The organism is Streptomyces sp. NPDC056160, assembly GCF_042268205.1.
Lineage (GTDB): Bacteria > Actinomycetota > Actinomycetes > Streptomycetales > Streptomycetaceae > Streptomyces.
Window position 1 is genome coordinate 1 of record NZ_JBHJUW010000084.1, and the last position, 25640, is coordinate 25640.

Here is a 25640-nt window from a genome sequence, read left to right on the forward strand (position 1 = left end):
GGACACGGCAGGTGCCGTGTCCTGCCCCTGCGGGCGTCAGGCGCTGCCCGGCGGAGCAGGCCGCAAGCGCGCGGTCGGCACGCCCGTCCGGCTCCTCACGCCGCTCACACCCGGCGCGGGGACGCCAGTAGATACCGCACCCGGGTCCGCGGCTCGGTGCACTCCCCGGCCTGCCAGCCCGCCCGCTCCAGCGTGACCGCGCAGGCCCGCAGGAACTCCGCGTCCGGCGCGTACACGGCGACCGCCTCCGGCTGCGGGGTGGCCCGCACCCGGTAACCGCCGTCGGCCTGGGGTCCCGCCGGACGGTGCCCGGCCGCCTCCAGGGCGAGCGCGGCGGCCCGCACGAGATGCGCGCGCTCCCAGCCGCAGGGCCGCTCGGCGGACCCGTCCGGATTCGTCATCCGGCGCATCTCCCGCAGCCCCTGCCAGGCACTGTGCACCTCACGGCGCCGCGCGACGCAGTCGTACGCCTCCTCCTCGCCGCCGACCCGGGCGGCGAACACGCCGGTGGGGGAGGGGCCTTGGGAGGGGTCTTCCACGGCCTCGGCGGAACCCGGGGTTTCGGGCTCCGCCTCGCGTATCCGGTGCCCGGCCGGTGTCAGGAAGTGGTCGTGCGGCGGACGCGGATGCCGGAAGACCAGCCCGCGCTTCACCAGCGCCGCGAGCTGCGCGTCCGTGCCCCGCAGCCGCCCGGTCACCGGATCGGCGCTGTCGATGACGCGGCGCTGCGCGGCGGTCGGCGGTCGTGTCACGGCGTACTCCCTCCCCGAGCCGGGCCCTGATCGAGCGGGCCCCGACGGCGGTGTCGCAGGCCCACTCGAAAGGCTACGACCCGGGTCTGACAATGCCGCCGGCCGTGATCAGGACGGCGCCGACGGCCGGATGTTCCACCCCGCGACGACCGGCCGGTCGTGCTCCGTGCCCAGCCGGCACACCGTGCCCGTGGCCAGCTGGAACAGGGCGCCCGAGGACGGAGGCAGACCTAGGCGCCGGGCGGTCAGCACGCGCAGGAAATGCCCGTGCGCCACCAGCAGCACGACGCCCTCGGTGTTGGCGAACGCGGCGTCCACCTTGGCCAGCATCCGGTCGGCACGCTCCCCGACCTGCTCCACGCTCTCCCCGGGATGCTCCGGCGGCCCCGGCACGACGCCGTCGGTGAACAGGAACCAGCCCGGCCGGGAGCGCTGGATCTCGGGGGTCGTGACGCCCTCGTAGCCGCCGTAGTCCCACTCCCGCAGGTCGGGGTCGACACGGGCGTCCGTGACCCCGATCAGCTCGGCCGTCTCCCGGGCCCGCTGGAGCGGGCTGACGAACGCGGCGCCGATCCGGTGCGAGCGGATCAGCGGCACCAGCCGCCGCGCCTCCTGGCGCCCGTGCTCGGTGAGCGGCACGTCCGTCGAGCCGGTGTGCCGCCCGGACCGCGACCACTCGGTCTCCCCGTGCCGGACGAGAAAGAGATCACCCACGCCCGCCGCCCCTTCCAGCCGCCTGTCCCAGCACCGTGCCACACCCGGGCGGCGCCCCGCAGCACGGACTGGGCCAGACGGCCGCCCGGCAGTACGAGCTGCGTCAGCGGCGCGCGGCGTACGAGACGAACGCGGACCACTGCGGCGCGGCGAAGGCGAGCAGGGGGCCCTGCTTCGTCTTGGAGTCGCGTACGTGGACGGTCCGGGGGGTGTGGGCGACCTCGACGCAGGCAGCGCCGTCGGGGTTGCTGTGGCTGCTCTTGAACCACTGCAACTCGGTGCCGTCACCGGCCAGGGGCTTCAAGCTCATGTCTCTCCCAGCAGTTTCTCGATGTGGGCCAGCGACTCTCGGGGCGTGAGGGCCTGAGCCCGGATGATTCCATAGCGCAGTTCAAGGATCTGGATCTCCCTGCGGTCCGAGATCAACCGACTGACGAGTTGGATGTCGCTGTGCCCCACAGTGGTGCCCTCCTTCAGCCGCAGCAGGTGGAAGGGGCCGTCGAGACCGGCGTTGTCCTCGCAAGCCAGGGGCAACACTTGGATCTCCACGTTTCGCTTCTGCCCGGCCTCCAACAGCCGTTCGAGCTGACGGCGCAGCACCATTCTGCCTCCGACCGGGCGCCGCAGGGCAGCCTCATCATGCACGAAGCTGAAAGCCGGGATTGTCTGCTTCCCGTCCAGTACCCTCTGCCGCGCCAGCCGCGCAGCGACCAGCCGTTCCACGTCCTCCTCCGAGAAGGCAGGGCGCCGCGACGCGAACACGGCCCGCAGGTACTCCTCCGTCTGCAACAACCCGTTGACCACCGAGTTGTCGTAGGCGCAGATCTCCACCGCCTCGGCCTCCAGCTTGGCCAGGTCGCGGACCTTCTTCGGGTACCGCGCCTCCTCCACGTCCTTGCTGAGCGCGGCGATGACGCCGCCCGCGTCCAGCTCCCGGTCCGCCGCTTCGAGGAACTGCGGCTTCGGCGCACGCCGGCCCCGCTCCACCGCGGAGACCTGCTCCTCGCTGTAACCGATGGCCGTGCCCAACTCCGCCTGGGTCCAGCCCTTCCGTTCCCGGAACCTCTTGATGACCTTGCCGACGGTCCGCAGGGCGGCCGCCGACTCCTCGTCGTCCCAGCCCGTCTCCGACCCGTCACCGACCTGCGGTCCCTGCACCGTCGCGCCCACGCTCCGACTCCTTGGTGTGTTGCCCGATCCCAACGCCGCTGGAGCCCGCCGCGTCACGCGTCCCCGTCCGGACAGGCCCGGACAACGACCGGACAGTGACGCTGAGTACGGCCCCCGTTACTGTGCAGCGTAGTGGCGACCGGACACGCTGGGTGACATGAACGCCGATACCGCCCACTCGACCGCTCCCACCTCCCACTTGGCCATCCGTCTCTCGGCCACTCCCAGAGGCGCCCGCCTCGCCCGCCGCCTGACGGCGCACCAACTCGACGACTGGGGCTGGCCGTACGACACTGAGGCGGACCGGACGGCCGCACTGCTCGTCGCCGAACTCGCCGCGAACGCGGTGCAGCACGGCGGGGTGAGGGGCCGCGACTTCCGCCTGCGGCTCACTCTCCACACCGCCGGTCCCGCCCCCGCACTGCGCATCGAGGTCACGGACTCACGCCCGGAACGGCGCCCGCCCGGCCCCGGCATGCTCCCACCGCCGTCCATCGACGCGGAGTCCGGCCGAGGCCTCCTCCTCGTCGAGGCGCTGGCCGCCCACTGGGGCACGGTGTGCGCGGACCCGTACACGAAGACCGTGTGGTGCGAGACCGTGCTCGCGTGAGGACCGACCGGCCGCCTACTGCCGGTACCCGCCCAGGAACCGCCCGATCCGCCCGATCGCCGTCTCCAGTACATCCGCGTGAGGCAGCGTCAGGATGCGGAAGTGGTCCGGGGAGGGCCAGTTGAAGCCGGTGCCCTGGACGATCTGGATCTTCTCGCGCAGGAGGAGGTCCAGGACGAACTTCTCGTCGTCGTGGATCTTGTGGACGGCCGGGTCGAGGCGCGCGAAGGCGTACAGCGCGCCCTTCGGTTTGACGCAGGAGACGCCGGGGATCTCGTTGAGCTTCTCCCAGGCGACGTTGCGCTGCTCGTGCAACCTGCCGCCGGGGACGGTCAGTTCGCGGATGGACTGGCGGCCGCCGAGCGCGGCCTGGATGGCGTACTGCGCCGGTGCGTTGGGGCACAGGCGCATGGAGGCCAGCATGGTCAGGCCCTCCAGGTAGTCCTTCGCGTGCTGCCGGGGGCCGGTCACGACCAGCCAGCCGGAGCGGAAGCCCGCCACGCGGTACGTCTTCGACAGGCCGCAGAACGTCAGGACCACCAGGTCGGGCGCGAGAGCGGCCGTCGAGTGGTGCACGGCGCCGTCGTAGAGGATCTGGTCGTAGATCTCGTCGGCGAACACCATCAGGCCGTGCCTGCGGGCGAGGTCGAGGATGCCCTCCAGGACCTCCTTCGGGTAGACGGCGCCCGTGGGGTTGTTCGGGTTGATGATCACGACCGCCTTGGTGCGGTCGGTGATCTTCGACGCCATGTCGTCCAGGTCCGGGTACCAGTCGGCCTGCTCGTCGCACAGGTAGTGGACCGCCTTGCCGCCCGCCAGTGTGGTCACGGCCGTCCACAGCGGGTAGTCCGGCGCGGGGACCAGGACCTCGTCGCCGTCCTCCAGCAGGGCCTGGACGGCCATGGAGACCAGCTCCGAGACGCCGTTGCCGAGGAAGACGTCGTCGACACCGACCTCCAGGCCCCGCTCCTGGTAGCGCTGGGCGACCGCACGGCGGGCGGAGAGGACGCCGCGCGAGTCCGTGTAGCCGTGGGCCTGCGGAAGCATCCGGATCATGTCCTGGACGATCTCCTCCGGCGCTTCGAAGCCGAAGAGCGCCGGGTTGCCCGTGTTCAGGCGCAGCACGCTGTGGCCCGCCTCCTCCAGCGCGTTGGCGTGCTCGATCACCGGGCCGCGGATCTCGTAGCAGACCTCGTTGAGCTTGCTCGACTGCCGGAACTCCATGCGCCCCTCCGGTTCGTGGTGATGCTTGGTTTTACCAAGTGTGAGCTTGGAAAGTCCAACAACATGTCTACACTGCGTCGCATGTCACCTCGCCGAAGCTACGACCAGTACTGCTCCGCCGCCCGTGCGCTCGACGCCGTGGGCGACCGCTGGACCCTGCTGATCGTGCGGGAACTGCTGGCCGGTCCCCGCCGCTACACGGATCTGCACGCCGATCTGCCGGGGGTGAGCACCGACGTCCTCGCCTCGCGGCTGAAGGACATGGAACGGGACGGGCTGGCGAGCCGGCGCCGGCTGCCTCCTCCCGGGGCCGCCTACGTCTACGAACTGACTCCGCGAGGACGTGACTTGCTGCCGGTGCTGCAGGCGCTGGGGGAGTGGGGGCAGGCAGAGCTGGGCGAGCCGCGGCCCACCGACGCCGTGCGTGCGCACTGGTTCGCGCTGCCCCTGCTGCGCGCGCTGGAGGGCGAGGGGCTCGTCGAGGTGCTGCTGGAGGAAGGCGTCTTCCACCTGTACGTCGGCGGGGCGGAGGGCGGCCGGGCGGGCGACGGCGGGGGCGGGAGCACGCGCGCGCGGCCGGGCCCGTACGGCGACGGGCCCGCTCCCCGCGATCCCGATGCCCGGCTCGCCCTCGACTCCCCGACCTGCACGGCCCTCGCACGCGGTGAACTGGGCCTCGCGGACGCGGTGCGCGACGGCCGGGTGACGGTCACCGGCGACGGCCCCCTGGCCAAGGCGCTGCGGGAAGCATGACGAGAAGCCCGCCCCCTGGGGGACGGGCTTCTGTGGGCCTGCCGGCGCCGACGGGCTTTTCCCGTGCCACCGGCCGATGACGCGTCAGGCGCCCGGCGGCACCCGCGAGGGCCGTCCGGACCCACGGGTCAGCGCGTACCCGCCGATGCCCGCGAGCGCGGCCAGCACCGCACCGATCCCGGTCCACACCCAACGGTCGGACCACCAGCCCGAGGACCAGCCGTCGTCGGGCTCGATGCTCGACAGCACGGCTGGCTTCCTGGTCGCCGAACCGCCACCGCTGTCGCCCGAACCGCCGCCGTCCTGCTGCGACTTGACCGCGATGCCCGGCACCAGCGGCTTCGCCAGCGAGCCGTCCACGGCCGCCGCGCCGCCGATGTGCTTGGAGTCCGCCTTCACCTCGGCGCTCACCGGCAGACCGAGGTCGGAGGACTGCATGCCGACCACCGTGAGCCGGATGTAGTACGTGCCGGGCAGCGGGTCGTTGGCCCACGGCTCCGACCAGGCGCGGACCGTGCGCAGGACGCAGGCCAGCTCCACGGAGGGCGTACCGGCCTCGGCGGTACGCGTCTGGGCGCCGTACTGGCACGACTGGCGGCGCCGCAGGCCGTCGTAGACGTCGATCTGCCAGGTCTGCGTGGTGTGCTTGTCCGGCAGCTTGACCGTCGCGTGGACGGTGGGCCGCTGCCCGGCGTCCGCGGGGAACGACCAGTACAGGTAGTCGCCCGTGGAGCCGCTCGCCGTGGCCTGCTGCCCCTGCTCGATCTCCGTGGCCGTACGGAAGGACGTGCCCGCCTGGGACGGGGCCTTGCTGTCACCGGACGGGCTCGCGGAGGGGGAGGAGTCGGCCGCCGCGGGGGCCGCCGCCAGTCCCAGCGCCAGCAGCGCGCCGCTGAACACACGTGTGAGAAGCATCAGTTGGTCCTCCAGATCGCCACGCGCCAGCGCGACAGCCAGCCCCAGACCAGTCCGGCGAGGAAGCCGACCAGCACCAGGACGCCGAGCAGCCACCAGCCGCGGCCCAGCCCGAACGCCGCCACGTCACTCGCCTTGCCCGGAGCGTCCACGACGTCGACGGTCAGCTCCAGCGGCAGACCCGGGGTGGTCTTGACCCCGTCCGCCGCCGCGAAGGAGTTGGTGACCTGAAGGCACACCGTCTCCGCCGGGGCGTTGTCGTCGTCGCTCTTCGCCTTCGGGTAGCGCAGGCCGGTCGAGGCGACGTCCGTGCGGCCGGTGCCGGCCGCCTCGCCGCGCACGATCTCCCGGCCGTGCACGGTCACCGCCCGCAGCAGTACGCCGTAGTCCGGGCGCACGGTACGGTCGTCGGCGACGCTGACCGCCGCGCGCAGCTCCTGCCCCGGGTTCACGTCCACCCGGTACCAGCGCTGCTGCCCGAACTCCTCGCGGTCGGTGTACAGGCCGGACTTCAGCGCCGGCGCCTTGGTGCAGTCGGCCGCACCCTCGGCGGCGACCGGCGTCACCACCGGATCGGCGGCCCGGTCGACCAACTGGCCGACCCGGTCGGAGAGTTCCTCCTTGTGCCGGACGGAGGTGTAGGTGCCGCCGGTCGCGTCCGCGATGCAGCTGAGCTGGTCGCGGGTCTTGGCGTCCGGCACCAGGCCCAGCGTGTCGATGGTCAGGCCGATGCCCTGGGCCGCGATCTCACGCGCCACCTCGCAGGGGTCCAGCGGCTGGCAGGTGTCCTCGCCGTCACTGATCAGGACGATGCGGCGGGTGCCGTCACCGCCCTTGAGGTCGCCCGCCGCCTTCTGCAGCGCGGGACCGATCGGGGTCCAGCCGGTCGGCGCGAGCGTGGCCACCGCCGTCTTGGCCTCGGTGCGGTTCAGCGGGCCGACCGGGTAGAGCTGCGCGGTGTCCTTGCAGCCCGTCTTGCGGTCGTTGCCACGGTAGTCGGCACCGAGGGTCCGGATGCCGAGCTGGACCTCCTCGGGGGTGGCGTCGAGCACCTCGTTGAACGCCTGCTTGGCCGCGGCCATCCGCGACCCGCCGTCTATGTCCCGTGTGCGCATGGAACCGCTGACGTCCAGGACGAGTTCGACCTTCGGCGCGGCCTGCCCGTCCGGCTCATCGGCGACCGCGCCGGCGGGAAAGGCGATCCCGGCCGTCAGGGCGGCGAGCAGAGCACAGACTCCTGCCGCCAGCCGTTGTCTTGTGATCATCGGCGGATCTTATTGATCGGAAGGGGGTGGGACCAAAACGAGCGGGTTGGGCAGCTCCGCCCACTGGTCGCCGGGTGTGCCGGGTGACAGCCGCATCAGCGTCAGCGCCTTGGCGGGCAGCGGCTCCTCGGTCAGGGCCCGCACGTCGGGGGTGCGCGGCAGATCCCGTACGGCCGTTTCCACCGCGGCGCGCAGCGCGGGTCCCGAGCCCGCCGTCCCGGCCAGGGCACCCGCGACCAGCGAACCGAACAGCTTGCGGCGCAGCGCCGTCGGGTCGTCGGTGAGGTTGCGGGCCGGGAGATCGGGGACGGTGATGCCGTGCCGGGCCAGCCGCGCCGGGCTCACCCTGATGTCGGCGAGGTCGCGGTAGACCAGACGCAGCGGGGTGCCGGCGTCGGACAGGACGACCAGCAGGTTCTGGCCGTGCGCCTCCAGGGCCACGCCCAGCTCCAGCAGACGCAGGCCGGCACTGAGCGCGAGCCGCGTGAATCCGGCCAGCCAGGACGGCGATGCGGGCAGACCGGTCACGGGCAGCGCCGCCACCGGGAGCACGTGCTCGCCGGGGCCCGTGCACCTCTTCGGCGACTCGCGCCACAGGGCCGCCAGATCGGGGGAGTTCGCGGTGGCCGCCCCCAGCGTGCGGGTGAGGTGCAGCAGACCGCCGGTGCGCCCCGCCAGCTCTTCGGCGAAGGCCGACAGAGCCGCCGAGGCCGCGACCGAGGCGACCGAGATGTCCCGCACCGAGGACGTCAGACGCGCCGAGAGGGCCGTCTTGACGTGCAGCCCGTCCGGCAGGGCCAGGGTGCGCAGCGACATCAGCGGGTGCGCGGTGAGCCCGGCGCCCCCGCCGGGCCGTCCGAGGACGTGCTCCGCCTGCCACGGGTGCGCGGGGATCAGCAGCCGCCCACCGTCCCGCAGCTCCTCGGGCCACGCACCGCTCACCAGGCACTCCCCCTCCGGGACGGCTACCAGCCCCAGCTCCACCACGGGCCGGTGCTCGGGCCCGTACGCGAACTGTTCGGCCACCGAGAAGCCGGGCCGGGCACGGCAGTTGGGGTGGAAGGGATGCCCGTCGACCACCCGCTGCTCCCACTCCCAGTCCGTGACCGGCCACTGCTCGGGGCGGCCGGCGGGGGCAGGGACGGTACGGGGCGGTTGACCGGCCCGTGACAGGGCCACCGAGGCGACGCTGTGCGCCAGTTCCGCGGCGAACGCGTCACCGTGCGGCACCGCGAGCGCGGTCGTCAGCCGCGCCGGATCGTCGTAGGCCGTGGAGCCGAGGCGCACGGCGGTGACGTACGGGGACGTCGCGTACGGGTCCGCCGCCGGCCCGTGCAGCACGCGGCCGTCGGACAGCCGGAGCACCAGCCCGTCCCGCACCCGCTCCCGCCCGGTGATCCACGGCAGCGGCTCGTGGGCCAGCGCGCGCCACAGCCGGGTCAGCACGGACGCCCGCGCGCCGCCCAGTTCGCGCGCGTACCGTGGGACCAGGCCGGGCCGCACCGCGGCCAGTTCCTCGCCGATCTCGGCCTCGGCGGGCGGGAAACGGTGCACGGTCGGGCTCCTCGGGTACGGATCAGGCGCGCGGGCGTCACGGTAGCGCGCCGGGCAGACATACTGATCACCTTCGCACCGTGTGGACGTATGGAACGAATGGAACGCATGGAGCTGACGCCCCCCACGGACGACGTCGCGGCGCCCCTCACCGACGACGTCGCCGCGCGCGCCGACGCCTACGCCGCCGCGCCCCTGCTGAACTGCCTCCTGCGCGAGGTGGCCCAGCCCTGTCCCGACCTCGAGGGGCGGCGGGTGTACCGGCTGCCGGGATGCGGGCGGTTGCTGCGCGTGCGCGACGGGCGGCGGCCCGCCGGTCCCGAGGTGTTCGCCGCGGACCGCTGGCAGCGCGTCGGCCACACCGAACTGGTCAAACTCGTCGCCGAGGAACTGCGCCGCCACACCGGCCTGACCAACGACGAACTGCCCGCCGAGATGATCGACAGCCGGGAGGCGGTAGCGGCGCTGCTCGCCGCCCGGGACCGTGCCGCGCCGCCCGAGGACCCGTACACGCGCTCCGAGCAGTCCCTCGTCACCGGTCACCCCCACCACCCGGCGCCCAAGGCGCGCGGGGGCGGCCCGGTCGCCTCCTGGCTGCCCTACGCGCCCGAGGCGTACGCCCGCTTCCCCCTGGTGCTGCTCGCGGTGCGCGCGGACCAGGTCGTGGAGGAGGGCGACACCTCGGCGCTGGACACCCTCGGCCAGGCACCGCCCGGCTACCGGCTGCTGCCCGCCCACCCCTGGCAACTGGACCTGGCGGGCGGCGCCCTCGCCGGGGCGTTCGCCGACGGCCGGCTGCTCCGGCTGGGCACGACGGCCTTCGAGGTCCGGCCCACCGCCGCGATCCGCACCGTCCACGCCCCGGACGCCGACCTCTTCCTCAAGTTCAGTCTCGACGTGCGCATCACCAACGACGTGCGGCGGCTGTGGCGGCACGACCTGCTGAGACTGCGCCGCATCGACGCCGCGGTCACGGCCGCCTTCGCGGCGGCCGGTGGCCCGGCGACCTGGCTGAGCGACCGCGGCTACCGCACGGCCGCCTTCGCCTTCGAGGAACTGGCGGTGGTCGTCCGGGACGGGCTGGAACGGCACCTGCTGCCCGGCACGACGCCACTGCTCACCGCCGCCCTGGCCGAAGGGTTCGCCGGCAACCCCCTGGACGGCCCGCTGGATCCGGCGGTGTGGTGGGCGGCGTACCTGGAGCAGGTCGTGCCCCCCGCCCTCACCGCCTTCGCCGGGCACGGCGTGGTCCTGGAGGCGCACCTGCAGAACTCCCTGATCGCCGTGGACGCCACCGGCCTGCCCGTGCAGGCGCTCTTCAGGGACGCGGAAGGCGTGAAGCTGCTGGCGGACGTGGACCGGGCGGCCGGCTGGGAGCGCCTGGTGTACTGCCTGGTCGTCAACCACCTGACCGAGATCGCCGCGGCCCTGGCCGAACGCCGGCCCGGGTTCGACCCGTGGCCCGCCGTCCGCCGCGAACTGGCCCGGCACGACCTGCCCGAGGTGCCCGCCCTGCTCACCGCGCCGGCCCTGCCCGGCAAGACCAACCTCCTGCTGCGCTGGACGGGCGCGGACGGCGCCGACGCCCGCTACCGCCCCCTGCCGAACCCGCTGGTCAGCGGATAGCGCCGGACCGGCCCACGGCGGGCCTGTCGTACCCTGGCCGGGTGCTGCGCGACGTGACTGCTGTTCGATACGTGACCCCGCTGCGCTCCGGCGGCTCTGTCCCCGGCGTCGTCGAGGCCGATGATCTCGGCACGTACGTCGTCAAGTTCACCGGCAGCGCGCAGGGGCGCAAGGCGCTGGTCGCCGAGGTGATCGTCGGGGAGCTGGCGCGGGCGCTCGGGCTGCGGTTCCCGGAGCTGGTCCTGGTGCACTTCGATCCGGCGATCGCCGCGCACGAGGTCCACCAGGAGGTGCGGGAGCTGCACGGCGCCAGTGCCGGGGTAAACCTCGGGATGGACTACCTGCCGGGGGCGCGGGACTTCACCCCGGAGGTCGCGAAGTCGTTCCGGGTGGACCCGCTGGAGGCGGGCCGGATCGTCTGGCTGGACGCGCTGACGGTGAACGTCGACCGTACCGTCCACAGTTCCAATCTGATGATCTGGCCGACGCTCGGCGTCGCGCCCCCGCGCCTGTGGCTCATCGACCACGGCGCGGCGCTCGTCTTCCACCACCGCTGGGACCTGACCGCGCCCGAGAAGGCGTACGACTTCCGGCACCACGCCCTCGGCCAGTACGCACCCGACGTGCGCGCGGCCGACGCCGAGCTGGCGCCGCGGGTGACCGAGGCGCTGCTGCGCGAGATCGTGGCCCAGGTGCCGGACGCGTGGCTGCGCGACGAGACGGGGTTCGCCACGGCCGACGAGGTGCGCGACGCCTACGTCGGCTACCTGCACGCGCGCGTGCGTGCCTCCTCCGCCTGGCTGCCCACCGACTTCCCCGGCCGCGCCGAACTGGCCGCCGAGGAGGCCCGGCGGGCGGCGCGGACACAGCAGGAGCGGCCGGACTGGCTCAAGCGGGTCCCGGACCTGCACGGCAAGCCGTCCGCGGAGCAGGACTGGTCCGTCCACCTGGACCGCGACGCGTGAACCGCCCAGCGGGCGGCCCCGGGGAGAACTTCTCCCGCGACCGCCCGCTCGGCGACTCCGCTTCCCGGCTGTCCGTCAGCCCTGGAGCTGCTGGTACGCCGGCAGCGTCAGGAAGTCGGCGTAGTCCGCGTCGAGGGAGACCTGGAGCAGCAGGTCGTGCGCCTGCTTCCAGTGACCGGAGGCGAAGGTCTCGTCGCCGATCTCCTCACGGATGTTCTCCAGTTCCTCGGCGGCGACCTTGCGGGCCAGTTCCGGCGTGGCCTTCTCGCCGTTCTCGAACTCCACGCCCGCGTTGATCCACTGCCAGATCTGCGAGCGGGAGATCTCGGCGGTGGCCGCGTCCTCCATGAGGTTGAAGATGGCGACCGCGCCGAGGCCGCGCAGCCACGCCTCGATGTAACGGATGCCCACCTGGACGGCGTTGACCAGCCCCGCGTACGTCGGCTTGGCGTCCAGCGAGTCGATCGCGATCAGATCGGCCGCCTTGACGTCGACGTCCTCGCGCAGCCGGTCCTTCTGGTTGGGCTTGTCGCCCAGCACCTTGTCGAAGGACTCCATGGCGATCGGCACCAGGTCGGGGTGGGCGACCCAGGAGCCGTCGAAACCGTCGCCGGCCTCGCGGTCCTTGTCGGCGCGGACCTTCTCGAAGGCCACCTTGTTGACCTCGGCGTCCCGGCGGGACGGGATGAACGCGGCCATGCCGCCGATCGCGTGCGCGCCGCGCTTGTGGCAGGTGCGCACGAGGAGTTCGGTGTACGCCCGCATGAACGGGGCGGTCATCGTCACCGCGTTGCGGTCCGGCAGGACGAACTTCTCGCCGCCGTCACGGAAGTTCTTGACGATGGAGAACAGGTAGTCCCAGCGGCCGGCGTTCAGCCCGGAGGCGTGGTCGCGCAGCTCGTAGAGGATCTCCTCCATCTCGTACGCGGCCGTGATCGTCTCGATCAGGACGGTGGCGCGCACGCTGCCCTGCGGGACGCCGACGTAGTCCTGCGCGAAGACGAAGATCTCGTTCCAGAGGCGGGCCTCCAGGTGCGACTCCGTCTTCGGGAGGTAGAAGTACGGGCCCTTGCCGAGGTCGAGCAGGCGCTGGGCGTTGTGGAAGAAGTACAGGCCGAAGTCGACGAGCGCCCCGGGGACCGGCTTGCCGTCGGCGTCGGTGAGGTGGCGTTCGTCGAGGTGCCAGCCGCGCGGGCGCATGACGACCGTGGCCAGTTCCGCGGCGGGGCGCAGTGCGTACGACTTCCCGGACCGCGGGTCGGTGAAGTCGATGCTGCGGGTGTAGGCGGCGATCAGGTTGAGCTGGCCGAGGACGACGTTCTCCCAGGTGGGGGCGGAGGCGTCCTCGAAGTCGGCGAGCCAGACCCTGGCGCCCGAGTTGAGCGCGTTGATGGTCATCTTGCGGTCGGTGGGACCGGTGATCTCGACCCGGCGGTCGTCAAGGGCCGCGGGGGCCGGGGCGACCTTCCAGGAGTCGTCCGCGCGGATCGCGGCCGTCTCGGGGAGGAAGTCGAGGGTGGAGGTGCGGGCGATCTCGGCGCGGCGCTCCGCACGGCGGGCGAGGAGTTCGTCGCGGCGCGGCGTGAACCGCCGGTGCAGCTCCGCCACGAAGGCGAGCGCCGCGTCGGAGAGGACCTCCTCCTGCCGGGGCAGGGGCTCGGCGTCGACGATGGCCAGCGGGGACGGCGCTGGTGCGGACATGAGCTGTCACTTCCTTCAGCGGTGGCACCGGGTGCCAAGGGGGACGGAAAGGGCGATTCGCACCCGCTGTGCGGTCGGGTGCTTCTGAACAGTGGATAGTAGTTTCCTCATCGTGGAACTTCAATGGTTTGTTGATGTCGAGATTCTCTGAGTCGAGGAAACGTGGCGCTGGGTGCCATCGCGTTCACTCCAGGTGGCCCAGGTCCGCTTCCGTGTCGATGTCATACGCCTGTGCGACGTCACCGCACTCGACGAGGGCGATCCGCGCGGCGTGCTCCTTCAGATAGGCGCGTGCCCCCCGGTCCCCGCTCGCACTCGCCGCGACGCCCGCCCAGTGCGCCGCGCCGAACAGCACCGGGTGCCCGCGCACGCCGTCATAGGCCGCCGAGACCAGCGACGTCTCGTCCCCGAAGGCCGCCCGCACCCGCGCCACCGCCTCCGCCCCGATGCCGGGCTGGTCGACGAGCGAGACCAGCACCGCCCGCGCGCCCGACCCCGCCAGCGAGTCCAGTCCGGCTCGCAGGGAGGAGCCCATGCCCTGCTCCCAGTCGGCGTTGTCCACGAGGACGCACCCCTCCAGGTGCGCCCGCTCCCGTACGTCCGGCGCCCGCGCGCCCAGGACCACGTGCACGCGCGTGCACCCCGCCGCCCGCAGCACGCCCACCGCGTGCTCCACCAGCGGCCGGCCCCGGTGCGTGAGCAGCGCCTTGGGCCGGCCACCCAGCCGCCGTCCGCCGCCGGCGGCCAGGACGAGACCGGCGACCTCGTCGTCCGTGCCGTCCTTGCCGCCGTCCTTGCCGTCTTTGCCGCCCGCAGGTGTCATGCGTGTCATACGTCCTGCATACCTGACGGCCCGTCGCCCGTGCCCGGCGCGCGGGGCTGAATTTCGGTCCGTACGGTGGCGCGCCGCGCCCCGGGTGGCGTTTACTGACCCGCGTCCGGGGACTGCGCACGACGACGTGCGAGGGGGAGGGCTGTGTTGCGGAGCTTGGGACAAAGACCGGTGACCGGCAGCGGAGAGGACCCGCGGGTGGCGGAACTGCGCACTGCGGTGTCCCGGTTACGCCGGGAACTCGCCGCTCATCCCCGCGAGTTCCCCGACCGCTCCATAGCCGAGGACGAACTCGCCGCGCTCGCCGCGATGGTCGCCGACGGCACCCCCGAGATCCCCCGGCTGCGCCGCTCCCTGCTGCTGATCGCAGGTTCCATAGGCTCGGTCAGCGCCCTGCGGGGCGGTCTGTCCGAGGTGCGGGCGGCAGTGGACATGTTCGGGCCGCCACCCCTCGGCCGGCCCGGGTCAGCGCCGGTCCACTGAGCCGCCGAGCCGGTAGGTTCGGGGTGGGGCTCGGGGCGGCGGCCCGGGAGGATCCGTCGGCATCGCCTCGCGCCTGCCCGCGGGCGCCGTCACGACGGTGACCGGGGCCTCCGCCTGGGGCGGGCCCGGCCTGCTCACTCCCTGCGGCCACGCCGGTCACACGGAGAACGGGCAGGTGGGCGCCGGGTGCTGGGCGTGCGCGTGGGGATGCAGGCACGTCGGTCCGTGGGCGTGCCCGCTGCACCGGCCGGGCGGCTGATCGTCGCGGACTGGGGTGCGGCCTTGGTGGGGTGCGGCCGACGGGGTACGGCCCGGCGGAACGTGCGCGGGACCGGCACGGCACCGCCCCCCTCACGAGTGGGCCCGCCCGCGTCAGCTCCCCCTCAGGCCGTCGCCCCCGCGCTGGTCAGCGCCTGGGACAGTTCCGCCGCCACCTGCTGCAGGACCGGGACGATGCGCTCGGTCGCGGTCTCCGTGACCCGGCCGGCCGGACCGGAGATGGAGATCGCCGCCGCGGTGGGGGAGTCGGGCACGGTGACCGCGAGGCAGCGCACCCCTATCTCCTGCTCGTTGTCGTCCATGGCGTAACCGAGCTTGCGCACGTCCTCCAGGGCCGCGAGGAAGCCCTCGGGAGTCGTGATCGTCTTCTCGGTGGTGGCGGGCATGCCGGTCCGGGCGAGCAGGGCACGCACCTCCTGGTCCGGGGTGTGCGCGAGGAGCGCCTTGCCCACGCCGGTGGAGTGCGGCAGCACGCGCCGGCCGACCTCGGTGAACATCCGCATCGAGTGCCGGGACGGCACCTGCGCCACGTACACGATCTCGTCGCCGTCGAGGAGCGCCATGTTCGCCGTCTCCCCGGTCTCGTCGACCAGCCGGGCGAGGTAGGGGCGGGCCCAGGTGCCCAGCAGGCGGGAGGCGGACTCGCCCAGGCGGATCAGCCGGGGGCCGAGCGCGTACCGCCGGTTGGGCTGCTGGCGGACGTACCCGCAGGCCACGAGCGTGCGCATCAGGCGGTGGATGGTCGGCAGGGGCAGTCCGCTGGCGGCGGACAACTCGCTCAGGCCCACCTCGCCGCCCGCGTCCGCCATCCGTTCGAGCAGGTCGAAGGCGCGCTCGAGGGACTGGACGCCACCGCTGGCGGAGGACTTGGCGGAGTCGGTGGTGCTGGCGCTGGACGTCGGCACGGCGCGTTCCTTTCGGGGCGGGCAGGAAGGGCCAAAGCCTACCGGGGGGACGGTTGACTCCCTGCCTGTACGGAACTACGTTCTGTCTATTGGAATTCTAATTCCGCTTTGTGGAAACGTCCAGAGTGTGTGCGCCGGCCGGCTGTCCAGCAGTGTGCCCCTTGACGGGGTGAGGGTGGGAGTGAAGACTCCTTCAACAGAACGTTGAAGTCCGTTACATGGGTGTAAATGGGCGTAAGTCCCTGTGCCCTCGTGTCCTGGAAGCACGGCGGCGACGAAGAGAGGGGTCCCGGTGTCCGACGCTCAACTGGTGCTGCGCTCGACACGAGTCATCACGCCCGAGGGGACGCGCGCCGCGTCCGTCGTGGTCGCCGACGGCGTGATCACGGCCGTACTGCCCCACGACGCCGAGGTACCCGCCGGGGCCCGTCTGGAGGACCTCGGCGACGACGTCCTGCTGCCGGGCCTGGTGGACACCCACGTGCACGTGAACGACCCGGGCCGCACCGAGTGGGAGGGCTTCTGGACCGCCACGCGCGCCGCGGCGGCCGGCGGCATCACCACCCTGATCGACATGCCGCTCAACTCCCTGCCGCCCACCACCACGGTGGACAACCTGCACGTCAAACAGGACGTGGCCCGGGACAAGGCGCACATCGACGTCGGCTTCTGGGGCGGCGCGCTGCCCGACAACGTCAAGGACCTGCGCCCGCTGCACGACGCCGGCGTCTTCGGCTTCAAGTGCTTCCTGTCGCCGTCCGGCGTGGACGAGTTCCCGCACCTCGACCAGGACCGGCTCGCCACCTCGCTGGCGGAGATAGCCGGCTTCGGCGGCCTGCTGATCGTGCACGCCGAGGACCCGCATCACCTCGACGCCGCCCCGCAGCACGGCGGACCCAAGTACACCGACTTCCTCGCCTCCCGCCCGCGCGACGCCGAGGACACCGCCATCGCCACGCTGATCGCGCAGGCCAAGCGCCTGGACGCGCGCGTGCACGTACTCCACCTCTCCTCCAGCGACGCGCTGCCGCTGATCGCCGAGGCCAGGGCGGAGGGCGTGCGGATCACGGTGGAGACCTGCCCGCACTACCTGACCCTGACCGCCGAGGAGGTCCCGGACGGCGCCAGCGAGTTCAAGTGCTGCCCGCCGATCCGCGAGGCCGCCAACCAGGACCTGCTCTGGCAGGCGCTGGCCGACGGCACCATCGACTGCGTCGTCACCGACCACTCGCCCTCGACCGCGGACCTGAAGACCGACGACTTCGCCACCGCCTGGGGCGGCGTCTCCTCCCTCCAGGTGAGTCTCGCGGCCGTGTGGACCGAGGCCCGCAAGCGCGGGTACGGACTGGAGGACGTGGTCCGCTGGATGTCCACGCGCACCGCCGCCCTCGCCGGCCTGGACCGCAAGGGCGCCATCGAGGCCGGACGCGACGCCGACTTCGCCGTCCTCGCCCCCGAGGAGACCTTCACCGTCGACCCGGCCCGCCTCCAGCACCGCAACCGCGTCACCGCGTACGCGGGCCGGACCCTGCACGGCGTGGTGAAGTCCACCTGGCTGCGCGGCGAGCGCATCGTCTCCGGCGGCGAGTTCACCGAGCCGAAGGGCCGGCTGCTGACCAGGTCCCACTGAGCCACCCACCCACACGCGCGGGTGCCACCGCGGCCGTACCGCGACCGTACCCGCGCTCCCCATCCGCACCGGCCGACTCCCGAAAGGAAGAACTGATCACCGTGACGGCGACTCCCCGTTTCACCGGCGACGCGAACCCCTACGGAGGCGGTGACCCGTACGCGGACTACCGCACCGCCGACTTCCCCTTCACCCAGCACGCCAACCTCGCCGACCGCCGCCTGGGCGCCGGGGTCGTCGCCGCCAACGACGAGTTCTTCGCCCAGCGCGAGAACCTGCTGGTGCCCGAGCGCGCCGAGTTCGACCCCGAGCACTTCGGGCACAAGGGCAAGGTCATGGACGGCTGGGAGACCCGCCGCCGCCGCGGCGCGTCCGCCGGGCACCCCTGGCCCACCGAGGACGACCATGACTGGGCGCTGGTCCGGCTCGGCGCGCCGGGCGTCGTACGCGGTGTCGTCATCGACACCGCGCACTTCCGCGGCAACTACGCGCAGGCCGTGTCGGTGGAAGGCACCTGCGTACCGGGCTCCCCCTCGCCGGAGGAACTCCTCGCCCAGGACGTCAAGTGGACGACCCTCGTCCCGCGCACCCCGATCGGCGGCCACGCGGCCAACGGCTTCGAGGTCGACGTGGAGCAGCGCTTCACGCACCTGCGCGTCAACCAGCACCCCGACGGCGGCATCGCGCGGCTGCGCGTGTACGGCGAGGTCGTGCCCGACCCGAAGTGGCTGGAGGTGCTCGGCACCTTCGACGTGGTCGCCCTGGAGAACGGCGGCCGGGTCGAGGACGCCTCCAACCTCTTCTACTCGCCCGCCACCAACACCATCCAGCCGGGCCGCTCCCGCAAGATGGACGACGGCTGGGAGACCCGCCGCCGCCGCGACCAGGGCAACGACTGGATCCGCTACGAGCTGGTCGCCCGCTCCGAGATCCGCGCCGTCGAGATCGACACCGCCTACCTCAAGGGCAACAGCGCCGGCTGGGCGTCGGTGTCGGTCAAGGACGGGGAGGACGGCGAGTGGCACGAGGTCCTGCCGCGCACGCGCTGCCAGCCCGACACCAACCACCGCTTCGTGCTGCCCGTGCCCGCCGTCGGCACGCACGCGCGCGTGGACATCTTCCCGGACGGAGGCATCTCCCGCCTGCGTCTGTTCGGCTCCCTGACGGAGGACGGCGCGAAGCGCCTGGCCGCCCGCCACCAGGAACTGGGCGGCTGACCCGCCCCACGGCCCGCGGGGCGCCCGGCCCGACAGCACCGGCGCGCCCCGCGATCCCCGCCCCGCCCGGACCGCCATCCATGTACGGCGGCTGCGCGGGGCCCGGGCGCCTGTACGGGGTCCGGGCCGGCCGACCGCGCCCGCCCGCTGCGCGTCTGTGCGCGGTCCCGTCGCCCGGGCCTCACGCGGGGCTTCTGTGGGCGGACCCGTCGTCCGGGCCTCACGCTGCGCGTCTGTGCGCGGTCCCGTGGGACGGGCCGCATGCGGGGTGTCCGCGCACAATGCGCCCGCGCACAATGCGCCCGCGCGCGGTGCGGTCCCCGGAGCCTCAGGCGGCGTGTCCGCCGTCCACGGAGAACTCCGCCCCCGTGACGTAGGCAGCGTCGGCCCCCGCCAGGTACGCCACCATCGAGGCGACCTCGTCGGCCGTGCCGAAGCGGCCCAGGGCCGTCATGGCCGCCTGGCCGGGCGCGTGCGGCCCGTCGGCGGGGTTCATGTCGGTGTCGATGGGACCGGGGTGGACGATGTTCGCAGTGATGCCGCGTGGGCCCAACTCCCGGGCGAGCGCCTTGGTCAGACCGATCAGGGCGGACTTGCCGGTCGCGTAGAGGGTCCCGCCCGGCCCCGGCACGCGCTGGGTCATGCAGGTGCCGATGGTGACGATCCGGCCGCCCTCCCGCATCCGCGCGGCGGCGGACCGGCAGGCCAGGAAGACGGCGCGCACGTTCACCGCGAGCACCCGGTCGGTGTCGGCCAGGGTCAGGCTCTCCACCGGTCCCAGCACGCCCACGCCCGCGTTGTTCACGAGCACGTCGAGCGCGCCCATCTCGGCGCTCGCGCGGCCGACGACATCCGCCGCCTCGCCCGGGTCGGCCGCGTCGGCGCGCAGGGCGACCGACCGCCGCCCGAGCCGCCGTACGGCCCGCGCCACGTCCTCGGCCGCATCCTTTCCGTTCACGTAGGTGAGGGCCACGTCGGCGCCCTCGCGGGCGAGCCGCAGAGCCGTCGCCGCACCGATCCCGCGGCTGCCGCCGGTCACGAGCGCCACCTTGCCCTGGAGGCCCCGGCCGTGGAGGGCTCCGCCGTGGAGGCTCCCGATGTCGAGGGCGCTGTCTTCGAGGTTCCGCTGAGAAGTCATGTCCCCCATCCCAGCGGCCGGCCGCCACCGGTGCTGGCGGCCATCGGACGCCGAGGTCCCCGGCGGCGACCGGAGCGGCAGCGGGCATCGCGCGTCCGCTCTCGATCCGGTTCGAGTTCGCATGAACGTCCAGGGAACACCTGAACGCTGAAGGTCAACCAAGAGTGAATTCACCGGACTTGACGGTAAACTCCACGAATTTGACATTGACATGCCACTGTCTACGCGCGTCATCATGAGTCCATGAGATTCCCCCCACGCATGACCCGCATCGGCGCCGCGGGCGCCCTCCTGTCCGCCCTCCTCGTCGGCGGCACCGTCTCCGCCGGCCAGGCCGGCGCCGCCACGTCCTCGGTCGGCAGCATCTGCTACGGCGCCCTGCCCTCCCAGGCGCACCACACGCTCGACCTGATCGACCAGGGCGGGCCCTTCCCCTACTCGCAGGACGGCACCGTCTTCCAGAACCGCGAGGGCGTCCTGCCCAGCCAGGCCGGCGGCTACTACCACGAGTACACGGTGGTCACCCCCGGTTCCCCCACCCGGGGCGCCCGCCGGATCATCACCGGCGAGCGGACCCAGGAGGACTACTACACCTCCGACCACTACGCCACGTTCGACCTCGTCGACTTCGGCTGCTGAGCCTGCCGCCGGGCCGTCACCAACCGCCGCCGGGCGACCGCACCGGCCGCCCGGCGCACGCTCGCCGCACCGACGGCCCGGCGCACGCTCACCGCTTGCGGCTGTCGGCGGCGGCGAACAGGGCGCAGGCCAGCACGATCAGGACGAAGCTCACGAACACCTCGTAGCCGTGGAGGAACGGCACGCGCCGCACCAGGCCCACGTTCCAGTCGGTGAACTCCTGCACGAAACCCAGCGCCCCCTGCACCAGGGCGATGAATCCGACGACCTCCAGAACCTTCTTCATGCACCCGAGACTCGCCCCGCGCTCCCCCCACGCGCATCGGCCGCGGGGCGGGTTTCCGGCCGACCAAGGTCCACGGGCCGCCCGGGGCTGGGAGCCGAAGGTCGCCGGCCCGGCGACTTTGGTCGCGGATGTGCTCCGCACACGACGGCGGGCCTTTTCCGTTGCGTAGATTTGTCGACTGTGACAGCTGACAGGACGACGCCGGAGCCGACGGTGTTCAACGGGCGGCGCTGGTGGCTGCCCTCCGCCGTGGCCGACGAACTCGACCCCGACGCGGGGCGCACCGGCCGGACCCGGCGCACCGCCCGTGACTGGCTCGTCGACTTCTTCTGCTTCTTCCTGGCCGTGCTCATCGGCATCAGCGCCGTCCGCTCGCTGCCGAACGAGACGGACCTGCCACGCGCCCTGGCCGTCACCGACCAGGTGGTCGGCGCGCTGGCCTGCGCCGCGATCTGGCTGCGCCGCCGCTGGCCCCTCGGGCTCGCCGTTGCCACGGTCCCCGTCAGCCTCGTCTCGAACAGCGCGGGCGGCGCGCTCGTCGTCGCCCTCTTCACCCTCACCGTGCACCGCCCGTTCCGGTACGTGGTCTGGGTGGGCGGCGCCCAGCTCGCGCTGATCCCGCTCTTCTACTGGCTGCGCCCGGACCCCGATCTGTCCTACCCGGGCGTCGTCGTCTTCGGCGAGCTGCTGACGTTGTCGGTGATCGGCTGGGGCATGTTCGTACGCTCCAAGCGGCAGCTGATGCTGAGCCTGCGGGACCGGGCGCGGCGTGCCGAGACGGAGGCACGGCTCCGTGCCGAGCAGGCGCAGCGGCTCGCCCGGGAGGCCATCGCCCGGGAGATGCACGACGTCCTCGCGCACCGGCTGACCCTGCTGAGCGTGCACGCCGGCGCGCTGGAGTTCCGGCCCGACGCGCCCCGCGCGGAGATCGTGCGGGCCGCCGGGGTCATCCGGGAGAGCGCGCACGAGGCTCTACAGGACCTGCGGGAGATCATCGGCGTCCTGCGCGCCGGGGACTCCGACGACGCGGGCCGCCCGCAGCCCACGCTGGCCGCGCTGGACGCCCTGGTCGCCGAGTCCCGCGAGGCCGGCATGAAGGTGACGCTGACCGGTCAGGTCGTCGACCCGGCCGCCGTGCCCGCCTCCGTCGGCCGCACCGCCTACCGCATCGCGCAGGAGGCCCTGACCAACGCCCGCAAGCACGCCCCCGGCGCGGAGGTCACGGTGACCGTCACCGGCGGCGCCGGGCAGGACCTCGCCGTCCACGTCCGCAACCCGCCGCCCGAGGGCGAGGTCCCGCCCGTTCCCGGCTCCGGGCAGGGCCTCATCGGCCTCACCGAACGCGCCGCCCTGGCCGGCGGCACCCTGCGCCACGGGCGCACACCGGACGGCGGCTTCGAGATCCGGGCGCACCTGCCGTGGCCGGCCTGAGCACCGCACGCGCCGGGCGCACCTGCCGTGGCCGGCCTGAGCACCGCACGCGCCGGGCGTACGCCGGTCCGCGCCGGCGCCGACTCGACGACCACTCGCGCCGGGCGTACGCCGGCTCTGCACCGCTGCCCGCTCCGTGGTGCGTACGCCGGCCTGCGCGAGACCCGCTCCGTGGTGCGTGCCCTGGTCACCGGGGAACAGGCCGCGGAACGGGGCCCGCACCGGTCCGAGTCAGCCCCGACGACCCCGGTCACCGCCCGGGCAGTCCCCGAGCGGTCCGGGCCGCCTCCCGTTCCCGCGCCGCGTCCTCAGGGCCGCAGCACCAGGCGCCGTCCGTGCAGTTCGCCGCGCTCCACCCGCTGATGCGCGCGCGCCGTCTCGCTCAGGGAGCCGTACTCCACCGCGCGCGGTCGCAGTCCGCCCCGCGCCAGCCGTTCGTTCACGGCGTCCGCCGCCCCGGCCAGCTCGGCGACCGTCGCGTGGGAGATGGCGAAGCCGCGCAGGGAACCGTCCTTCATGTAGAGCGGGCCGACCGGCAGGGCGGCCTCGTCCCGGGCACCGGCTAGGAGCACGACACGGCCCCGGTGCGCGAGGAGGGCGACCGCGGCCCGCAGGTCGTTGCGGCCGGAGGTGTCGACATGGACGTCCACGCCGTCCGGGGCCAGGGCCGCCAGCCGCTCCACGAGACCGTCGGCGTGGTAGTCCACGACCTCCGCCGCACCCAGGGACCGCACGTGCGCGTGGTCACGGGGCGCGGCCGTCGCCAGGACACGCGCCCCGGCGCACGCTGCCAGTTCCACCAGTGCGCTGCCCACATTGCCGCCGGCCCCGCCGACCAGCACCGTCTCCCCGGGCCGCAGGCCGCCGTGCGCGAACAGTGCCAGGTGCGCGGTCGCCGCGGGGTGGAACACGGCCACCGCCTCCTCGGGGCGCACGCCCGGAGGCAGGCGGTAGAGGCGGTCGGCCGGTACGGCCGCCTGTTCGGCGGCCGCACCCTGGCGCCCGTCATGGCCGAGGCTGTTGCACCACACCGTCTCGCCGGCGGCGAACCCCGGCCCGCCGGACGCCACCGTCCCCACGAGGTCGCGCCCCACCACGAACGGGAAGGTCAGCGGCGTACGGAACACCCCGGACCGGACGAAGGTGTCCACCGGGTCGACCGCTGTCGCCAGCACGTCCACCAGCACCTCGCCGGGCTTCGGCGCGGGCGGCGGCAGCTCACCCCAGCGGATGACGTCGGGCGGCCCCAGCTTTTCGATGTAAGCGGCACGCATGAAGGCCCATGGTGCCACCGCCGGGCTTCCAGGGCCGACATCGTGGCCGTCGGTGCGCCCTGGGGCGTCCGGGAACCGGAACCGGAACCGGACCGGGACCCGGACAGGGGCGCGGGCCCGGCCAGGGGCCCGGGCCGGGAACCGGGCGGAGGCCGCCAGGCGGCGAGCCGGTGTGGCTCCGGTGCGGGCGGTTTGGTTGGCTGGGCCCATGACCGTGATCCGAGTGCTCCTCGTCGACGACGACCCGCTGGTGAGGGCGGGCCTGTCCTTCATGATGGGAGGCGCCGCCGACATCGAGATCGTCGGTGAGGCGGCCGACGGCGGCGAGGTGGAGGCGCTGGCCGAGCGCACCCGCCCGGACGTCGTCCTCATGGACGTGCGCATGCCGGGCGTGGACGGCATCACGGCGACGGAACGGCTGCGCGTTCGCCCGGAGGCACCGCAGGTCGTGGTCCTGACCACCTTCCACGCCGATGAGCAGGTGCTGCGGGCGCTGCGCGCGGGCGCCGCCGGCTTCGTCCTCAAGGACACCCCGCCGGCCGAGATCGTCGAGGCGGTGCGCCGGGTGGCGGCCGGCGACCCCGTGCTCTCGCCCACCGTCACACGCCAGTTGATGCGGCACGCGGCCGGAGCGGCGGGCGACGACCGGCGCTCCCGCGCGCGTGAGCGCCTCGCCGCGCTCAACGACCGCGAACGCGACGTGGCCGTCCGGATCGGCCAGGGCCTGGCCAACGCTGCGATAGCCACCGAACTGTTCATGAGCGTCGCCACCGTCAAGACGCACGTCTCCCGCATCCTCGCCAAGCTCGATCTCAACAACCGCGTGCAGATCGCGCTGCTCGCCCATGACGCGGGGCTCCTCGAAGAGGACGCCTCCTAGGGGGAGGAGGAGGCGTCGCAGGGGCGCCTCCCGAAGCCGTGGCGGCGCCTGTCGAAGAGGACGCCTCGCGGGGCACTTCGCGCCGCCGCCGCTCGTTGTCCGGGCAGGCGCGGGCGCCGGGCGGCGTGCGCGCCCCGGAGGGGAGCCGAGATGGCAGACGTGATCGACCTGGCGGAGTACGGCGAGGGGTTCCGGGACGACCCCCACCCGGTCTACGCGCGGCTGCGCGAGCTGGGCCCGGTCCACCGCGTGCGGCTGCCACCGCCTGAGTCCTACGACAGCTGGCTCGTCGTCGGGTACGACGAGGCGCGCGCCGCCCTCGCCGACCCCCGCCTCGCCAAGGACGTCACCGGTACGGGCGCACGGCCCGGCGAGGAGAACCTACGGGCCGTCGAGGACCAGGTGCTCGGCCGGCACCTGCTGGTGGCGGACCCGCCGCAGCACACGCGGCTGCGCGCCCTGGTCACCCGCGCGTTCACCGCGCGCCGCGTGGAGGCGCTGCGGCCCCGGATCCAGACGATCACCGACGAGCTGCTGGACGCGATGCTGCCGCTCGGACGCGCGGACCTCGTGGAGGCGTTCGCCTACCCGCTGCCGATCACGGTCATCTGCGAACTGCTGGGCGTGCCCGAGATGGACCGGACCGCGTTCCGCGAGATGTCCAACGAGTTCGTCGCACCCGCCAGCGAGGAGGGCTTCCTCCGGGCCGTGGACCGGCTCGCCGCCTACCTCTGCGGACTGGTCGAGGACAAGCGGTGCGCCGGGCCCTCCGACGACCTGCTCGGGGCGCTCATCCGCACCACCGCGGAGGACGGCGACCGGCTCTCCCCGGAGGAGTTGCAGGGCATGGCGTTCCTGCTGCTCATCGCAGGCCACGAGACCACGGTCAACCTCATCGCCAACACCGTCCGCACCCTGCTCGGGCACCCCGGACAACTCGCCGAGGTGCGGGCCGACCCCGCACTGGTGGACGCCGCAGTCGAGGAGACGCTGCGCTACGAGGGCCCGGTGGAGAACGCCACCTTCCGGTACGCGGCCGAGCCCCTGGAGATCGGAGGCACCGCCATCGCGCGCGGCGAACCGGTACTGATCGGACTCGCCGCGGCCGACCGGGACGCCGACCGCTTCCCGGCAGCGGACCGCTTCGACCTCCACCGCGACACCCGGGGCCACCTCGCCTTCGGCCACGGCATCCACTTCTGCCTGGGTGCGCCCCTGGCCCGGCTGGAAGCGCGCACCGCCCTGCACACCCTCCTGCGCCGGGCGCCCGCCCTGGCCCTCGACGCCCCGGCGGCGGAGTGGCTGCCGGGCATGCTCATCCGGGGCGCCCGGACGCTACCGGTGCGCTGGTAGCCGGTCGCAGCCGCTTCGCAGTCGGCCGGGGTGAGACCGGCCAC

General features: G+C 73.4%; 25 protein-coding genes. 11 read left to right on the forward strand and 14 right to left on the reverse strand.

Annotation, left to right across the window (positions count from 1 at the left end; all coding sequences use genetic code 11):
* Positions 1 to 104: 104 nt before the first annotated feature.
* The 4 genes from ACFC02_RS26935 to ACFC02_RS26950 form a co-directional block, all read right to left on the reverse strand.
* Positions 105 to 752, reverse strand: coding sequence for a hypothetical protein (locus ACFC02_RS26935; RefSeq protein ID WP_376362298.1), 648 nt, complete (start codon positions 750 to 752; stop codon positions 105 to 107).
* A gap of 108 nt (positions 753 to 860) precedes the next feature.
* The gene (locus ACFC02_RS26940; protein ID WP_376362301.1) at positions 861 to 1466 is read right to left on the reverse strand and encodes a histidine phosphatase family protein; all 606 of its coding nucleotides are present in this window, start codon (positions 1464 to 1466) and stop codon (positions 861 to 863) included.
* Between the two features lie 103 nt (positions 1467 to 1569).
* Positions 1570 to 1776, reverse strand: a complete 207-nt coding sequence (locus ACFC02_RS26945; protein WP_376362304.1) for a DUF397 domain-containing protein — start codon at positions 1774 to 1776, stop codon at positions 1570 to 1572.
* Entirely contained in the window at positions 1773 to 2636 is an 864-nt protein-coding gene (locus tag ACFC02_RS26950; protein ID WP_376362306.1) for a Scr1 family TA system antitoxin-like transcriptional regulator, read from the reverse strand. The genes ACFC02_RS26945 and ACFC02_RS26950 overlap by 4 nt, the downstream gene beginning before the upstream one ends.
* A 157-nt stretch (positions 2637 to 2793) precedes the next feature.
* Here ACFC02_RS26950 and ACFC02_RS26955 point away from each other — a divergent pair, with 157 nt between their 5' ends.
* Positions 2794 to 3246, forward strand: a complete 453-nt coding sequence (locus ACFC02_RS26955; RefSeq protein ID WP_376362308.1) for an ATP-binding protein — start codon at positions 2794 to 2796, stop codon at positions 3244 to 3246.
* Positions 3247 to 3261: 15 nt separating this feature from the next.
* Here the strand turns inward: ACFC02_RS26955 and ACFC02_RS26960 are convergent, their stop codons facing one another.
* A complete protein-coding gene (locus ACFC02_RS26960; RefSeq protein ID WP_376362311.1) occupies positions 3262 to 4470 on the reverse strand; it encodes a pyridoxal phosphate-dependent aminotransferase in 1209 nt (402 codons plus the stop codon).
* Positions 4471 to 4551: 81 nt separating this feature from the next.
* On the opposite strand from ACFC02_RS26960, the gene ACFC02_RS26965 reads away from it, so the two are divergent.
* Entirely contained in the window at positions 4552 to 5223 is a 672-nt protein-coding gene (locus ACFC02_RS26965; RefSeq protein ID WP_376362314.1) for a winged helix-turn-helix transcriptional regulator, read from the forward strand.
* 84 nt (positions 5224 to 5307) lie between these two features.
* Here the strand turns inward: ACFC02_RS26965 and ACFC02_RS26970 are convergent, their stop codons facing one another.
* The 3 genes from ACFC02_RS26970 to ACFC02_RS26980 are packed head-to-tail and all read right to left on the reverse strand — an operon-like array spanning position 5308 to position 8957.
* Entirely contained in the window at positions 5308 to 6138 is an 831-nt protein-coding gene (locus tag ACFC02_RS26970; RefSeq protein WP_376362317.1) for a hypothetical protein, read from the reverse strand.
* Positions 6138 to 7403: a VWA domain-containing protein gene (locus ACFC02_RS26975; protein ID WP_376362320.1), complete on the reverse strand. Its 1266-nt coding sequence runs from the start codon at positions 7401 to 7403 to the stop codon at positions 6138 to 6140. The genes ACFC02_RS26970 and ACFC02_RS26975 overlap by 1 nt, the downstream gene beginning before the upstream one ends.
* 9 nt (positions 7404 to 7412) lie before the next feature.
* Positions 7413 to 8957 carry an IucA/IucC family protein gene (locus ACFC02_RS26980; protein ID WP_376362323.1) on the reverse strand — a complete coding sequence of 515 codons (1545 nt, stop codon included), beginning with the start codon at positions 8955 to 8957 and terminating at the stop codon, positions 7413 to 7415.
* A gap of 99 nt (positions 8958 to 9056) precedes the next feature.
* Between ACFC02_RS26980 and ACFC02_RS26985 the strand changes: the two genes are divergently transcribed.
* Both ACFC02_RS26985 and ACFC02_RS26990 read left to right on the forward strand, forming a co-directional pair.
* Entirely contained in the window at positions 9057 to 10583 is a 1527-nt protein-coding gene (locus ACFC02_RS26985) for an IucA/IucC family protein (protein WP_376362375.1), read from the forward strand.
* A 41-nt stretch (positions 10584 to 10624) separates the two neighbouring features.
* Complete coding sequence (locus tag ACFC02_RS26990; RefSeq protein ID WP_376362326.1) at positions 10625 to 11548, forward strand: HipA family kinase; 924 nt, start codon at positions 10625 to 10627, stop codon at positions 11546 to 11548.
* Between the two features lie 75 nt (positions 11549 to 11623).
* Here the strand turns inward: ACFC02_RS26990 and aceB are convergent, their stop codons facing one another.
* Entirely contained in the window at positions 11624 to 13249 is a 1626-nt protein-coding gene (gene aceB, locus ACFC02_RS26995; protein WP_376362329.1) for a malate synthase A, read from the reverse strand.
* A 184-nt stretch (positions 13250 to 13433) separates the two neighbouring features.
* On the reverse strand, positions 13434 to 14072 hold the full coding sequence (locus ACFC02_RS27000; RefSeq protein ID WP_376362378.1) for an NTP transferase domain-containing protein: 639 nt from the start codon (positions 14070 to 14072) through the stop codon (positions 13434 to 13436).
* A 153-nt stretch (positions 14073 to 14225) separates the two neighbouring features.
* Here ACFC02_RS27000 and ACFC02_RS27005 point away from each other — a divergent pair, with 153 nt between their 5' ends.
* On the forward strand, positions 14226 to 14564 hold the full coding sequence (locus ACFC02_RS27005; RefSeq protein WP_376362331.1) for a DUF5955 family protein: 339 nt from the start codon (positions 14226 to 14228) through the stop codon (positions 14562 to 14564).
* Positions 14565 to 14947: 383 nt separating this feature from the next.
* Here the strand turns inward: ACFC02_RS27005 and ACFC02_RS27010 are convergent, their stop codons facing one another.
* Entirely contained in the window at positions 14948 to 15748 is an 801-nt protein-coding gene (locus ACFC02_RS27010) for an IclR family transcriptional regulator (protein WP_360972717.1), read from the reverse strand.
* Positions 15749 to 16040: 292 nt separating this feature from the next.
* Between ACFC02_RS27010 and allB the strand changes: the two genes are divergently transcribed.
* Both allB and alc read left to right on the forward strand, forming a co-directional pair.
* Positions 16041 to 17378: an allantoinase AllB gene (allB, locus tag ACFC02_RS27015; protein ID WP_376362335.1), complete on the forward strand. Its 1338-nt coding sequence runs from the start codon at positions 16041 to 16043 to the stop codon at positions 17376 to 17378.
* A 101-nt stretch (positions 17379 to 17479) separates the two neighbouring features.
* Positions 17480 to 18595, forward strand: coding sequence for an allantoicase (gene alc, locus ACFC02_RS27020; protein ID WP_376362338.1), 1116 nt, complete (start codon positions 17480 to 17482; stop codon positions 18593 to 18595).
* Between the two features lie 328 nt (positions 18596 to 18923).
* On the opposite strand, the gene ACFC02_RS27025 is transcribed toward alc, so the two are convergent.
* Positions 18924 to 19643 (reverse strand): SDR family oxidoreductase, encoded by a 720-nt coding sequence (locus ACFC02_RS27025; RefSeq protein ID WP_376362381.1) that lies wholly within the window; start codon positions 19641 to 19643, stop codon positions 18924 to 18926.
* A gap of 333 nt (positions 19644 to 19976) precedes the next feature.
* Between ACFC02_RS27025 and ACFC02_RS27030 the strand changes: the two genes are divergently transcribed.
* The gene (locus ACFC02_RS27030) at positions 19977 to 20372 is read left to right on the forward strand and encodes a ribonuclease domain-containing protein (protein WP_376362341.1); all 396 of its coding nucleotides are present in this window, start codon (positions 19977 to 19979) and stop codon (positions 20370 to 20372) included.
* A gap of 88 nt (positions 20373 to 20460) precedes the next feature.
* Here ACFC02_RS27030 and ACFC02_RS27035 read toward each other — a convergent pair whose 3' ends face one another.
* The gene (locus ACFC02_RS27035; RefSeq protein ID WP_376362345.1) at positions 20461 to 20658 is read right to left on the reverse strand and encodes a hypothetical protein; all 198 of its coding nucleotides are present in this window, start codon (positions 20656 to 20658) and stop codon (positions 20461 to 20463) included.
* 171 nt (positions 20659 to 20829) lie between these two features.
* Between ACFC02_RS27035 and ACFC02_RS27040 the strand changes: the two genes are divergently transcribed.
* Entirely contained in the window at positions 20830 to 22089 is a 1260-nt protein-coding gene (locus ACFC02_RS27040) for a sensor histidine kinase (RefSeq protein ID WP_376362348.1), read from the forward strand.
* Between the two features lie 308 nt (positions 22090 to 22397).
* On the opposite strand, the gene ACFC02_RS27045 is transcribed toward ACFC02_RS27040, so the two are convergent.
* A complete protein-coding gene (locus ACFC02_RS27045; RefSeq protein WP_376362351.1) occupies positions 22398 to 23363 on the reverse strand; it encodes an NADPH:quinone reductase in 966 nt (321 codons plus the stop codon).
* Between the two features lie 208 nt (positions 23364 to 23571).
* Here ACFC02_RS27045 and ACFC02_RS27050 point away from each other — a divergent pair, with 208 nt between their 5' ends.
* Both ACFC02_RS27050 and ACFC02_RS27055 read left to right on the forward strand, forming a co-directional pair.
* Positions 23572 to 24243 (forward strand): response regulator, encoded by a 672-nt coding sequence (locus ACFC02_RS27050; protein WP_376362354.1) that lies wholly within the window; start codon positions 23572 to 23574, stop codon positions 24241 to 24243.
* Positions 24244 to 24393: 150 nt separating this feature from the next.
* Positions 24394 to 25596, forward strand: coding sequence for a cytochrome P450 (locus ACFC02_RS27055; protein WP_376362356.1), 1203 nt, complete (start codon positions 24394 to 24396; stop codon positions 25594 to 25596).
* Positions 25597 to 25640 lie beyond the last annotated feature (44 nt).

Bases quoted from the DNA above. Each gene is read 5' to 3' on its own strand.
- ACFC02_RS27000 (WP_376362378.1), bottom strand. From the start codon at position 14,072: ATGACACCTGCGGGCGGCAAAGACGGCAAGGACGGCGGCAAGGACGGC.
- ACFC02_RS26965 (WP_376362314.1), top strand. From the start codon at position 4,552: ATGTCACCTCGCCGAAGCTACGACCAGTACTGCTCCGCCGCCCGTGCG.
- ACFC02_RS26955 (WP_376362308.1), top strand. From the start codon at position 2,794: ATGAACGCCGATACCGCCCACTCGACCGCTCCCACCTCCCACTTGGCC.
- ACFC02_RS26960 (WP_376362311.1), bottom strand. From the start codon at position 4,470: ATGGAGTTCCGGCAGTCGAGCAAGCTCAACGAGGTCTGCTACGAGATC.
- ACFC02_RS27035 (WP_376362345.1), bottom strand. From the start codon at position 20,658: ATGAAGAAGGTTCTGGAGGTCGTCGGATTCATCGCCCTGGTGCAGGGG.
- ACFC02_RS27055 (WP_376362356.1), top strand. From the start codon at position 24,394: ATGGCAGACGTGATCGACCTGGCGGAGTACGGCGAGGGGTTCCGGGAC.
- ACFC02_RS26975 (WP_376362320.1), bottom strand. From the start codon at position 7,403: ATGATCACAAGACAACGGCTGGCGGCAGGAGTCTGTGCTCTGCTCGCC.
- aceB (WP_376362329.1), bottom strand. From the start codon at position 13,249: ATGTCCGCACCAGCGCCGTCCCCGCTGGCCATCGTCGACGCCGAGCCC.
- ACFC02_RS26945 (WP_376362304.1), bottom strand. From the start codon at position 1,776: ATGAGCTTGAAGCCCCTGGCCGGTGACGGCACCGAGTTGCAGTGGTTC.
- ACFC02_RS26985 (WP_376362375.1), top strand. From the start codon at position 9,057: ATGGAACGCATGGAGCTGACGCCCCCCACGGACGACGTCGCGGCGCCC.
- ACFC02_RS27030 (WP_376362341.1), top strand. From the start codon at position 19,977: ATGAGATTCCCCCCACGCATGACCCGCATCGGCGCCGCGGGCGCCCTC.
- ACFC02_RS26970 (WP_376362317.1), bottom strand. From the start codon at position 6,138: ATGCTTCTCACACGTGTGTTCAGCGGCGCGCTGCTGGCGCTGGGACTG.
- ACFC02_RS27050 (WP_376362354.1), top strand. From the start codon at position 23,572: ATGACCGTGATCCGAGTGCTCCTCGTCGACGACGACCCGCTGGTGAGG.
- ACFC02_RS27045 (WP_376362351.1), bottom strand. From the start codon at position 23,363: ATGCGTGCCGCTTACATCGAAAAGCTGGGGCCGCCCGACGTCATCCGC.